The sequence below is a fragment of the Nitrosomonas sp. Is35 genome, from assembly GCF_033063295.1.
In the GTDB taxonomy this organism is placed as follows: Bacteria; Pseudomonadota; Gammaproteobacteria; order Burkholderiales; family Nitrosomonadaceae; genus Nitrosomonas.
Map to the genome: position 1 here is coordinate 581,207 of NZ_JAWJZH010000001.1, position 12,840 is coordinate 594,046.

Annotated in this window: 12 protein-coding genes; 11 read left to right on the forward strand and 1 reads right to left on the reverse strand. The window is 48.2% G+C overall.

Going from position 1 to position 12,840, the window contains the following annotated elements:
• The first annotated feature begins 18 nt into the window (after positions 1-18).
• The 10 genes from haoB to R2083_RS02750 all read left to right on the forward strand — a co-directional run bounded on the left by haoB (position 19) and on the right by R2083_RS02750 (position 11,479).
• Positions 19-1,011 carry a hydroxylamine oxidation protein HaoB gene (gene haoB / locus R2083_RS02705; protein WP_317532046.1) on the forward strand — a complete coding sequence of 331 codons (993 nt, stop codon included), beginning with the start codon at positions 19-21 and terminating at the stop codon, positions 1,009-1,011.
• Between the two features lie 97 nt (positions 1,012-1,108).
• Entirely contained in the window at positions 1,109-1,828 is a 720-nt protein-coding gene (gene cycA / locus R2083_RS02710) for a cytochrome c-550 CycA (RefSeq protein ID WP_317529994.1), read from the forward strand.
• A complete protein-coding gene (locus tag R2083_RS02715; protein ID WP_317537410.1) occupies positions 1,828-2,520 on the forward strand; it encodes a NapC/NirT family cytochrome c in 693 nt (230 codons plus the stop codon). The genes cycA and R2083_RS02715 overlap by 1 nt, the downstream gene beginning before the upstream one ends.
• 229 nt (positions 2,521-2,749) lie before the next feature.
• Positions 2,750-4,228, forward strand: coding sequence for a DEAD/DEAH box helicase (locus R2083_RS02720; protein ID WP_317537411.1), 1,479 nt, complete (start codon positions 2,750-2,752; stop codon positions 4,226-4,228).
• 204 nt (positions 4,229-4,432) lie between these two features.
• A complete protein-coding gene (locus R2083_RS02725; protein ID WP_132429315.1) occupies positions 4,433-5,659 on the forward strand; it encodes a pyridoxal phosphate-dependent aminotransferase in 1,227 nt (408 codons plus the stop codon).
• A gap of 94 nt (positions 5,660-5,753) precedes the next feature.
• Positions 5,754-7,067, forward strand: coding sequence for a homoserine dehydrogenase (locus R2083_RS02730; RefSeq protein ID WP_317537412.1), 1,314 nt, complete (start codon positions 5,754-5,756; stop codon positions 7,065-7,067).
• A gap of 91 nt (positions 7,068-7,158) precedes the next feature.
• Positions 7,159-8,577, forward strand: coding sequence for a threonine synthase (gene thrC / locus R2083_RS02735; RefSeq protein WP_317538964.1), 1,419 nt, complete (start codon positions 7,159-7,161; stop codon positions 8,575-8,577).
• 98 nt (positions 8,578-8,675) lie between these two features.
• Positions 8,676-9,254, forward strand: a complete 579-nt coding sequence (locus R2083_RS02740; protein ID WP_317529999.1) for a hypothetical protein — start codon at positions 8,676-8,678, stop codon at positions 9,252-9,254.
• Between the two features lie 38 nt (positions 9,255-9,292).
• Positions 9,293-10,057, forward strand: a complete 765-nt coding sequence (locus tag R2083_RS02745; protein WP_317537413.1) for a DUF2971 domain-containing protein — start codon at positions 9,293-9,295, stop codon at positions 10,055-10,057.
• Between the two features lie 192 nt (positions 10,058-10,249).
• Positions 10,250-11,479, forward strand: coding sequence for an IS256 family transposase (locus R2083_RS02750; protein ID WP_317537414.1), 1,230 nt, complete (start codon positions 10,250-10,252; stop codon positions 11,477-11,479).
• Here the strand turns inward: R2083_RS02750 and R2083_RS02755 are convergent.
• Entirely contained in the window at positions 11,476-11,907 is a 432-nt protein-coding gene (locus tag R2083_RS02755) for a hypothetical protein (RefSeq protein ID WP_317537415.1), read from the reverse strand. The genes R2083_RS02750 and R2083_RS02755 overlap by 4 nt on opposite strands.
• 89 nt (positions 11,908-11,996) lie before the next feature.
• Between R2083_RS02755 and R2083_RS02760 the strand changes: the two genes are divergently transcribed.
• Positions 11,997-12,760, forward strand: a protein-coding gene (locus R2083_RS02760; RefSeq protein WP_317529838.1) for an IS5 family transposase whose coding sequence is annotated in 2 segments (ribosomal slippage) — positions 11,997-12,312 and positions 12,312-12,760 — 765 coding nt in all. Because the reading frame shifts where the segments join, the coding sequence is not laid out codon by codon here.
• Positions 12,761-12,840 lie beyond the last annotated feature (80 nt).

A 12,840-nucleotide genomic window follows, 5' to 3' on the forward strand; every position in this document is an offset into this window, starting at 1 on the left:
GATCGCACTGCCAAGGCAGTGCGATCGTCAGACAAGCTACTCCCGTCATTAGGAATCATCCTAGTGACGGGAGGTTTGCTTTTATTGGGCTGGTTTGCGTATTTATGGTTTAAACCGGTACCGGCCCCCTATCAATATCAACTGGTCGCGGAAGGCGACAGCCAGAAGTTCAGCAAAATGGACCTATCGGGCTGGCCCGAACTCAAGCTAAGCCAATACAAAGTACAAGCGGACGGCGTAGCCAAACCCATCGCCGAATTCATCGTCGCAAGACAAAAGGATGAAGCACCGGTACTAATTTACTGGAAGAACAGCACCAACGAAATACTCTACAACTTTGACCGCAAACCATCGGAACTTAGCACCCTGGCAGCGGCGATAGCCAAACACGCCCCGAAAGACGCCCTGATACTCTCATGGTGGGACACATCGCGGCAAATCAAACTGCTCACCGGCCACGACACACTCTTTACCAGCCACCTGAACGAACCGCTGATGATACCGGTCCCCTGGTTGGAACAAAGCGAAGCCATCCAAGCCTATGAAAAACAATTCTGGGGAAGCAAAGCCAGTCAAAAAGAACGGGAGCAATTCAAACGTTTCAGCGAAGCCCTGACGGCCCCTGCGGAAGAAGGCGTCAAGCAACTGCGGGAACTGATAGGCTCAGACCGGGAAACCTATGTCATCGTACATGTCACCGACCTGTATAAAGCAGGACTCATGCACCCCGACAGAATCGGCGTAGCGTTTCAGAACTTCCCGATGACCGGCAACATGCACGGCATGATCAACCAGATGAAAGTGCAACTGAAGGAAAACGACTTTGACACCTACACCCTGCAATCGGTCGCGGACGAAGAAATCAGAGTATTCTTCCTGAGTGACGAAAAGAGCAGCCAAACCCTACTGGCGAGGATGTTACCGTTTGTAGACAAAAAAGCCCCGACCGAACTGGACGTAGCGCAACTGATCTATCAACAAGGCGGCTACTGGGTATACCGGCTACCGTAAACGGAAACGCCAGCGAAATAGCCATTTACACAAAGCGGCGATAGCGTACAATACGAGCCATCAAAAACTTGAATTAAAAAAGCATAAAGGAGGAAGGATGAAACACCCAATAACCTATCTACTGGCTGTTCTGGCAGCAGCCGCATTTTTCTCAGGCGCAGCGATAGCGGACACTTTTGAAGGACGCGCGAAATGCAGCTCCTGCCACAAATCGCAAGCCAAAGCATGGAAAGACACCGCGCACGCCAAAGCGATGGAATCGCTGAAACCTGGCGCACGCAAAGAAGCCAAAGTTAAAGCCAAACTGGATCCGGAAAAAGACTACACCCAAGACAAAGACTGCGTAGGCTGTCACGTAGACGGCTTCGGCAAGAAAGGCGGCTATACCATAGAAGCAGCGAAGAAGCCCCTAGCGGCAGTAGGTTGTGAATCGTGCCACGGACCTGGTAAGAACTACCGTGGCGACCACCGCAAGGCAGGACAAGCATTTGAAAGCAAAGGCACCACCACACAACGTAAAGTGGTTGCTGACAAAGGCCAAGACTTCCACTTTGAAGAAGCCTGCGCAGCTTGCCATTTGAACTACGAAGGCTCACCCTGGAAAGGCGCGAAAGCCCCTTACACCCCATTCACCCCTGCAGTAGACCCTAAATACACCTTTGACTTTGACAAGATGGTCAAAGACGTCAAAGCAATGCACGAGCATTACAAACTGGACGGCACTTTCGTAGGCGAGCCAAAATTCAAGTACCATGACGAATTCCAAGCCAGCGCAAAGGAAAAGACAGGGGACAAAAAAGATAAAGGAAAAGAGTAATGACAGGCATACAAAAAGGAGCGATAGGCACGCTGCTGACAGGTGGTCTGCTGGGCATCGTACTGGTAGCGGTCGTATTTGGCGGGGAAGCAGCACTCTCGACCGAAGAATTCTGCACCAGCTGCCACTCGATGACCTATACGCAAACGGAATTAAGACAATCGACGCACTATGGTGCGTTGGGTGTCAATCCCAGCTGTAAAGATTGTCATATACCGCAAGGCTTCAAGAACTTTCATTTAGCGGTGTATAGCCACGCAGTGGATGGCGCGAGAGAACTGTATCTGGAACTGATGAATGACTACTCGACGCTGGAGAAATTTAACGAACGCCGCTTGATCATGGCGCACGATGCGCGGATGAACCTGAAGAAATGGGACAGCATCACCTGCCGTGACTGCCATAAGAACCCGAATCCACCGGGAGCTGACGCCCAAGAAGCGCACAAGAAGATGAAGACGGAAGGTGCGACGTGTATAGACTGCCATCAGAACCTGGTACATGAAGAAGTACCGAAGACCGACCTGAATGCGAGCTTGAAAGCTGGCAAGCTGGTTTTGGTGAAGGAAGAAGATGAAGGCGGTAGTGGAGAAGACGAAGACGAGGAAGAAGACGAGGGTGAAGGAGCGGCTGGAGGATCAGCTGGCAGCACAGAAGCCCAGAGTGATGATGAAGATGAGGATGAAGAGTAATTTAACTTTTTACGCTCAGTTTTTATTTACTTTTCAGAGTGTTTTGAAATTCTGAATAAGGCTAATGATGTAACTAGAAGAGAACCCGCACAAAATAACTTGTGCGGGTTCTTTTGTTTGTTGGAATCGTATAACTATCATTAAAATAATGAATCTTTTTTTCTCGAAAACTTCAATGATGAATTATGAATATAGCAAATAAATCAGGAAATTTTCAGGAGCAGTAAATATGTCATTCGAGCAACTCGGTTTATCTGCCGAATTATTGCGCGCTATCTCTGATCAGGGATATATCAATCCGACACCGATACAAGAACAAGCAATACCAGTTATTTTAGAAAAAAAAGATGTGATGGGAGGGGCTCAAACGGGTACCGGCAAAACGGCGAGCTTTACCCTTCCCATGTTGCAAAGGCTGGAGATTCATGCAAACACCAGCATGTCACCCGCTAGGCACCCCATCCGTGCATTAATTTTAGTTCCAACGCGAGAACTTGCTGTGCAAGTGCATGATAGTGTCAAAACATACGGAAAGCACTTGGCACTCAGATCGACGGTTATTTATGGCGGGGTAAATATCGATTCTCAAATCGATATTGTTCGTTCTGGCATAGAGATTTTAGTAGCAACACCGGGACGATTGCTGGATCATATTCAGCAAAAAACTTTAACGCTGACAAAAGTTGAGATATTGGTTTTGGATGAGGCTGATCGAATGCTGGATATGGGATTCATGCCCGATATCAAACAAATTATTCAGTTACTTCCTGAACAGCGTCAAAACTTGATGTTTTCAGCGACCTTCTCGGAAGATATCAAAAAACTTGCAGGTAAGATATTACGAAACCCGGTACTGATCGAAGTGGCCAAACAAAATTCAGTGAGTGAATTAATAACTCATGTCGTTTATCCGGTTGATGCCACTCGAAAGCAAGAATTACTGATTCAGCTGATTAAACAAAAAGATTTGCAACAAGTGTTGGTATTTACACGAACCAAACAAGGCGCGGATCGTTTAGCGCAGCGGCTCAACAAGCACGATATATCAAGCGAAGCGATACATGGCGATCGAAATCAGCTGCAGCGTACCAAAGCATTGGATAATTTTAAACAAGGTTTGATTCGTGTACTGGTTGCGACCGACGTTGCTGCACGGGGTCTTGATATCGACGAATTATCTCATGTGATTAATTTTGAGTTACCCAATAATCCCGAAGATTACGTGCATCGCATTGGTAGAACAGGGCGTGCCGGAACAAAAGGATTTGCCATTTCGTTAACCAGCAAGGAAGAAAATAATGCACTGGCTGATATCGAGAAATTATTGGGAATCAAAATTAATACAGAACAAATCGAAGGATTTGAATCAAAAGAACCGCAGATTCGCGATGCCAATAAAAAAGTAATGACCGGTGAGCAGAGATCCAAGCATGGTGGATCATCCAAGCAAAATAAGAAACCCAATTCATGGGTGAAAAGTGATGAAAAAGTTGTTCACTTTGGTAAAGAAATAACCGCCCAACATACCCGACGTGCCAAGAAGGCCGAAGATCCGCTATTTACGCAGCCCTATGTTTCTAAATATTCCGATGCGAATGCCTTGACGGCAGATTCCAATGGATTACATAAGAAAACAATGCACCGGCATCATGCCAGTAGACCAATTCCAGCTTTGTTTATGACTCCCGTAGCCAACAAAGAGAAATAGTACAGATTCCGGGATTCATGCGCTGTTTCTTCCAGGTAATAAATGACAGGAAACTAAATTCGCACGAGAGGCATAGCGTATTTCCAGCACGGAAGTGCGAGGATAACATATATAATGCTGGGGTCAATTTAATCGGAAAATTTCAGTATTGCAAGGTTTGGGGTTTGGTTTCTTATTCCATCTCAATAGATTCCGTTGCTTATCATGCGTCCAATTTTAAAATCCAGTAAATTAACCAATGTCTGTTATGACATTCGCGGCCCTGTGCTTGAACGGGCGCGGCAAATGGAAGAAGAAGGGCATCACATTATCAAGCTGAATATTGGCAATCCTGCTACGTTCGGTTTCGATGTACCCGAAGAAATTCTGCAAGATGTCATCCGGAATTTATCAGATGCTTCCGGCTATTGCGATTCCAAAGGATTGTTCGCCGCGCGCAAGGCGATCATGCATTACACCCAGGAAAAGCAAATTCCCAATGTGCAATTGGACGACATCTTTATCGGCAACGGTGTATCCGAGCTGGTTGTGTTGACGATGCAAGCACTGCTGGATAATGGCGATGAAGTGCTGATTCCGATGCCGGATTATCCATTATGGACTGCCGCGGTAGTTCTGTCGGGCGGTATTGCCAAACATTATCTGTGTGACGAAGCATCAGGCTGGTTGCCGGATCTGGACGATATCCGCGCAAAAATCAGTTCCAGGACTCGCGCCATTGTCATCATCAATCCGAACAATCCAACCGGTGCGCTATATCCCAAGGAACTGCTGCTGGAGATCATTGAAATTGCCCGTCAGCATCAATTAATCATTTATGCCGACGAGATTTACGACAAAATCTTATACGAGCATGCCGAGCATACTTCGATTGCTTCATTGGCCGACGATGTCTTGTTTGTGACATTCAATGGCCTGTCAAAAAATTACCGCGCCGCCGGATTTCGTTCCGGCTGGGCGGTGGTTTCGGGTGAGAAGAGTCATGCGCGCGATTATATCGCCGGGCTTAATATGTTGGCTTCGATGCGGTTATGCGCCAATGTACCGTCGCAATTCGGCATTCAGACCGCGTTGGGCGGTTATCAAAGTATTTATGATCTGACATTACCGACCGGCCGCTTGATGCGGCAACGCGATGTTGCTTGGAATTTGTTGACGGAAATTCCCGGTGTGAGTTGCTTTAAACCGCAGGCTGCGCTGTATTTGTTTCCGCGTCTGGATCCGGAAATCTATCCGATCGAGGATGACCAGAAATTTGCGCTGGATCTGTTATTGGAAGAGAAGGTTTTATTGGTTCAAGGCACCGGTTTTAACTGGAAGCGTCCGGATCATTTTCGCGTGGTATTTCTGCCTAATGTCGACGATTTGACCGAAGCGATGGGACGCATTGCCCATTTTCTGCAACGCTACCGCAAACGGTATGGAACATAATCAAGAAGCTCTCAAGTAATTTTTTCTCGCTTTCCGGTTCCTGTCATCCGGTAAGTACTACAATCACACACTGTTTTTTATATTGATAAATGCTATGAAACCCATCCATATTGGCTTATTAGGAATTGGCACTGTCGGTGGCGGCACCTACACTGTTTTGAAACGTAACCGCGAAGAAATTGCCCGCCGCGCGGGCCGTGAAATTATCGTCACCATGATCGCTGATAAGGATCTGGAAAAAGCGCGCGCACTGGCGGATAGCAATGTGATTGTCACTGGTGATGCGCATGAGATCACGACCAATCCCGACATCGATATTGTCGTCGAACTGATCGGTGGACAAACCATCGCTAAGGACTTGATCCTGGAAGCACTGGCGCACGGCAAACATGTCGTAACAGCGAATAAAGCACTGCTGGCCAACCATGGTACGGAAATATTTGCAGCCGCGCGTGCTAAGGGTGTGATCATCGCATTTGAAGCCGCGGTAGCTGGTGGTATCCCGATCATTAAAGCATTGCGCGAAGGCTTAACGGCCAACCGCATTACCTGGATTGCCGGGATTATCAACGGCACTTCGAATTTTATTTTGTCGGAAATGCGTGAGAAAGGATTGTCCTTTGAGCAAGTGTTAGCGGAAGCGCAAAAGCTGGGGTATGCCGAAGCCGATCCGACGTACGATATCGAAGGCATTGATGCCGCGCATAAGATCACCCTGATGTCGGCGATTGCTTTTGGCATTCCGGTGCAATTCAGCAAAGTGTATACCGAAGGCATTACCAAGTTGACCGGTGAAGATATTCGTTATGCCGAACAACTCGGTTACCGCATCAAGTTGCTCGGGATTACCAAACGGGTGGAAAAAGGTATCGAATTGCGCGTGCATCCCACACTCATTCCGGTACGGCGCTTGATTGCCAATGTCGAAGGTGTGATGAACGCCATCGTGGTCAAGGGTGATGCCGTCGGTGCTACGCTTTACTACGGCGCCGGTGCCGGTGCGGAACCAACCGCCAGCTCGGTCATCGCCGATCTGGTCGATGTGACGCGTCTGCATACCGCCGATCCGATGCATCGCGTGCCGCCGTTATCATTCCAGCCCGATTTGCTGTCCGATACGCCGGTGATTCCGATGGAAGAAGTGGAAACCTCGTATTACTTGCGCATACAAGTCATCGATAAACCCGGTGTGATGGCGGAAATCACCCGCATTGTCGCAGACAATAATATTTCCATCAGTGCCTTGCTGCAAAAAGAAGCGAGCGACGAATCCGAACAAGTCAGTGTCATCATGCTGACGCATTTGACGGTGGAGAAAAACATCAACGCGGCGATTGCCCGCATTGAAGCGCTGCCGGTGGTCAGCGGCAAAGTATTCCGCCTGCGTATTGAAGAACTGAACAACTAAAGCGATGGCCGGTCCGGAGAAAGCGGACTGCTCTGCGGGCGTCTGCTGTGCTCCCGGTCTCTCGCTGTTGCATAACCTGAAGAAACCAGCCATGCGTTATATTTCTACCCGCGGCGGTATGCCGCCCAAAACTTTCTCTGAAATCCTGTTGAGCGGTCTGTCGCCGGACGGCGGACTGGCCATTCCGGAAACTTACCCCAGAATCACGGCAGCGGAACTGGCGGCTTGGCGGAATTTAAGTTATCCGGCGCTCGCGTTCGAGATCCTATCGCGCTTCGTCGACGACATTCCGGCGGACGATTTGCGCAGCATCATCCATCAAACTTACACCGCCGAAGTGTTCGGTACCCCGGATATCACACCGCTGAAAACACTGGAACCGGGTCTGTATATTTTGGGATTGTCCAACGGGCCAACCCTGGCGTTCAAAGACATCGCGATGCAATTGCTCGGCAATTTGTTTCAATATCAATTGGCCAAAACCGGCGATGAATTGAACATTCTCGGCGCGACTTCGGGTGATACCGGTTCCAGCGCCGAATATGCGATGCGTGGCAAGCGCGGCATTCGCGTGTTCATGTTGTCGCCGCTCGGCAAAATGAGCCGCTTCCAAACCGCGCAAATGTTCTCGCTGCAAGACAAGAATATTTTCAACATCGCCATCCGCGGCGTGTTCGACGATTGCCAGGACATCGTCAAAGCGGTCAGCAACGATCATGCTTACAAGGAAGCGCACCGCATCGGCACGGTCAACTCGATCAACTGGGCGCGCATCGTCGCGCAAGTGGTGTACTACTTCAAAGGCTATTTCGCCGCGACCAAAAGCAACGACGAGCAAGTATCGTTCGCCGTGCCGTCCGGCAATTTCGGCAACATCTGCGCCGGACATGTCGCCCGGATGATGGGATTGCCGATAAAACATTTGATCTTGGCTACCAACGAAAACGACGTGCTCGATGAATTTTTCCGCACTGGTGTCTACCGTCCGCGTGCCACCATCGAAACCCAGCATACCAGCAGCCCGTCGATGGATATTTCTAAAGCCTCCAACTTTGAGCGCTTTATCTTCGACCTGACCGGACGCAACGCGCAACAGGTCAGGGAATTGTGGTCAGCAGTTGATCAAGGCAAACCTTTCGATTTGTCGCAAACGCCGCTATTCGCCAAAATCCAGGACTACGGCTTCGTCTCCGGCAGCAGCAACCATGCCGCTCGAATTGCCACGATACGCGACATTTATCAACGCTATCAGGTGCTGGTCGACACGCACACCGCCGACGGCCTCAAAGTCGGCCAAGCACACCGCGAAACCGGCGTGCCGCTGATTTGCCTCGAAACCGCATTGCCGGCGAAATTCGCCGAAAGTATCCAGGAAGCCATTGGCCAAGAAACGGAACGGCCGGCCGGGTTCGAGAATCTGGAGAGCTTGCCGCAACGGTTTGTGGTTAAGGATGCGGATGCGCAGGCGGTGAAAGGTTATATTGATGCGCAGTGCAGAGTGGTTTTATAGAGTGAAATTCCAATAGTTCTAAGCCGTGAATGGAACAGTTTTGTTGATAAGTTTTTATCTATTCGAAAGAAAGAATAAAAGTATCAACATGAGAGCTGATGCTGTTGATTGTACAAGGAATCAAGGATCGAGTTTTGAATATTGGTGAAGAATTAGTAGCTTCATATTTGGAGCACATTAAAGGTTGCGATTTTATTCAGAAGAATCTTTACACTCCCGATGTTCAAGGTGAAATTGATGTTGTGGGAATTAATCTGAAAGAACGTAAGGTATATATTTGTGAGGTTGCTATTCACCTCGCGACAGGACTCAGGTATGTAAAAGATAGGCGGCCAAATAATGCGCAGAAACTAACTGAGAAGTTTTCGCGCGATATTGAGTATGCCAATAAGTATTTTCCCCATTATGAGCGACATATCATGTTATGGAGCCCAATAATTAAGGGCTCGAGAGAGAACTCAAAATACAGCCAAGAAAAGGATATTGCGAAAATTCGAGCAAATATTAAAGCTAAGTATGGTTTTGATATCGAATTTGTCATTAACGAGAGATTTCTTGATTGTTTCAATGAGCTTCGTAAATTTGCAAGGACGAAAACTGAGGAACTGAAAAATCCCGTATTACGGTTGCTGCAAATAGAAGAATCACTGTTAAAACATGTGGGTGCGAAGGGATAACGATTATGCAAGCTTGAATATCAGCAAAGTGAGGTGCAATGCACTTTGTTTATCAATGCTTGCTGGTTGCAGGTAATTTGCTCATGATTATTTATCACTTTACTTCCTCCGAATTCGCCCTAAGAGCCCTGCGTGACCGCCGGTTGAAAATTGCACGCATCAATGAACTGAGCGATCCGTTTCAATTGTGTGCTGCCGATTTTTCCGGTAGCGATACACAGCCCAAGCTGGAAGCCTTCAGAAATCAAATGAATGAGGGCTACGGCGTCATTTGTCTTACAGAACACTATCGAGATCCCGTGCTATGGAGTCATTATGCCGATGGTCATCGCGGTGTTGCGTTGGTATTTGAAATTCCGGATGATATGGCGATCCGCGTCAGTTATCAACCGGAGCACGTCAAGCTGGATGTCGACGCTGCATGGCAGCGCGGCGGTTTTACCGAATCCGATTTAACCCAATTAATCTCGATCAAATTCTCAAGCTGGCAGTATGAAAGCGAGGTGCGAATGATGTGCCGCCTGAACGATCATTTCTGCCAGATCGATTCAAAGGGAATAAAAGTCTATTTTGAGTCATTAAGTCTGGAGTCTTACGGTGTGGATGCGTTGAAGCTGATCGGCTTGATCCGCGGCGTCCGCTGTGATTTGAAACCTGCGGATATCGCGAGCGAATTGCTGGCGGTCGATACCTTGCCGGTTCAGGATGCCCGATTGGATGTGTCGTCCTTTCAAATCGTTGCCGGTGAAACTTACCCGGTCAATGGCGTGCGGTCATTTTCTGCTTGCTGCTTTAGGGTTTGATGGCAGATTGAAAAGATTACTCGGAAAGATAAAAGGTTATTCGGAAGGAAGCTAGAGGAAAAGCCGAGGAGGTTTCTAATTTTTCTGGTTTCGATGAAGTTTCGAAAAAATATTCTAACTTACTGGAGGTGTAAATAATTTTGTGTAAATGGTCATATTGCAGGAAACTGTTTATATATTTTTGGAGCAAAAATGACCACACCCAAACCCCTGCCAGCCGGCTTAATTGATAGCCTGCTGGCCGATTACAAAAAGCCAGAAGATTTAATCGGTGAGCATGGTCTTCTCAAGCAACTCACCAAAGCGTTGGTTGAACGTGCCTTGCAAGCAGAAATGGCCGATCATCTTGGTCACGATAAGCACGAAACGGTAGTCAATGCCACTGGCAATACCAGAAATGGTAAAAGCCGTAAGACCCTGAAAGGTGAATTCGGTGAGTTACCCATCGAGATCCCCCGTGACCGTGAGGGCAGCTTCGAGCCTCTGATCATTTCCAAGCATCAGACCCGCTGGGCGGGCTTTGATGACAAGATCCTCTCGCTGTATGCCCGTGGCATGACAGTGCGTGAAATCCAACAGCACCTCACTGAAATGTATGGCACAGAAGTATCGCCTACGCTCATTTCTACGGTCACTGATGGCGTAATGGATGAAGTGAAGCAGTGGCAATCCCGGCCTCTCGATGCGGTGTATCCTGTGATCTATCTCGATTGTATCCATGCCAAAGTTCGTGACGCTGGTAGCGTTCGTACCAAAGCGATTTACCTGGCGATCGGCATTAACATGGAGGGCCATAAAGAAATACTGGGCTTATGGATTGCTCAGACCGAGGGTGCCAAGTTCTGGCTCAGCGTTGTCACTGAACTCAAAAATCGTGGCGTGCAAGATATCTTTATCGCCTGTGTCGATGGCTTAAAGGGCTTTCCCGAAGCGATTGAAACCATCTATCCACATGCCATTGTACAACTCTGTATCGTGCACATGGTTCGTAATAGTCTCAACTACGTCGGCTGGAATAAACGCAAGGAAGTAGCTGCTGATTTACGTTTGGTCTACAGCGCCGCCACGATTGATGAGGCTGAACACGCGTTAGCCGACTTTGAAGATAAATGGAACTATGCTTATCCACCGATCGCCCGATCTTGGCGCAATAACTGGCAACGCATCATTCCATTCTTCGACTACCCGCCTGAGATACGGCGCATTATTTACACCACCAATGCGATTGAGTCAGTCAATATGAGCCTACGCAAAGTCAGCAAAAACCGTGGATCGTTTCCCAACGATGAAGCTGTGATCAAATTGTTCTATTTGGCTCTCAGCAATATCGCCAAAAAATGGTCTATGCCACTAAGAGATTGGAAACCGGCACTAAACAGGTTTACTATTCAATTTAACGAAAGAATGCCTCGGCATTATTAACCGCCGTTTACACAAAATCTAGGACACCCCCCCCTGGAAAAATCATCGATGGCCACAAACAGGTACTCGCGAGGTTCATTGGCGGATTGCCCTTTCAACAAGGAAAGCCGCTTGGTATCAAAGTGAACAAGCTCGCCTGGGTAAGACTTGTTATAGCGTTTGGCTTCACGCTTGAGCCGTTCCTGGATGGCTTGTTCGACCTTAGCCAGGCGCTTAAGACCGTATTGCAACGTCTTGAACCGCTGATTGGTACTGTCACGCGGCGTAAATTCCTGCAGTCTCGCGCGTTTCAGTACATCATAAATCGTTGGCCGGCTGACATGAAAGCGTTCCGCCAAATGCGCCACCTTCCACAGCCGGGTTTGATAAAGCCGCCAGATTTCCTGACGATCTAATAAAGTTAATCGGGTGCGTTTGTGTATGTTCATCTACAGTATTCTCCCAAATACTGTAAACAACGCTAGTAATTCTTACAGCTAATTTAGGGCCTGTTAACGCTATTTGATATAATTTGGTGATGGAAATCACCGAAACTCAATATCAACAGATCGAGCACTGCCTGCCGCGTCAGCGTGGCAACGTCAGCCATTCCAATCTGCAAGTTCTCAATGCCATTCTTTACGTTGCCGAGCATGGCTGCAAGTGGCGAGGACTGCCCAAGCGATTCGGCAACTGGCATACCATCTATACCCGCATGAATCGCTGGGCAAAGAGTGGTGTACTGAGCCATGTATTTGGGCAACTTCAGCATCAGCAAATCATCCGTATCCGTATTGAAACTGTTTCGCTGGACAGCACCAGCATCAAAGTCCATCCCGACGGTACGGGTGCGTTAAAAAAAACGGCCCCCAATCCATCGGAAAATCTCGAGGTGGATGGACCACCAAAATTCATCTGGTTGCCGCAGATTCCAGAACAACCATAGGCTTTGCCCTCTCGCCCGGTCACGCCCACGATGCGCCAGAGGGCAGGCAGCTTTTGCTTTCCCTCGGTCCCGTCAATACGCCCACCTACCTGCTGATGGATCGTGCTTATGAGGGCGACCAAACCCGGCAACTGGCACTAGATTTGGGTTACATCCCGGTTGTTCCGCCCAAAGCAAATCGCTTGTCACCCTGGGAATACAACCGTGCCATGTACAAAAAACGCAACGAGATCGAACGATTGTTCAGAAGGCTCAAGGGATTTCGCCGCATCTTCTCCAGGTTCGATAAGCTCGATGTCGTCTTCATCTCCTTTATCCATTTCGCTCTCATCGTCGAAGCAATCAGATTGTGTTAACAGGCCCTAATTAAGTTTTCTTGGAAATTGGGTTTTGTAAAGGTCTCGCATTATGTGCAGACTCGGTTTGCTATATCTCT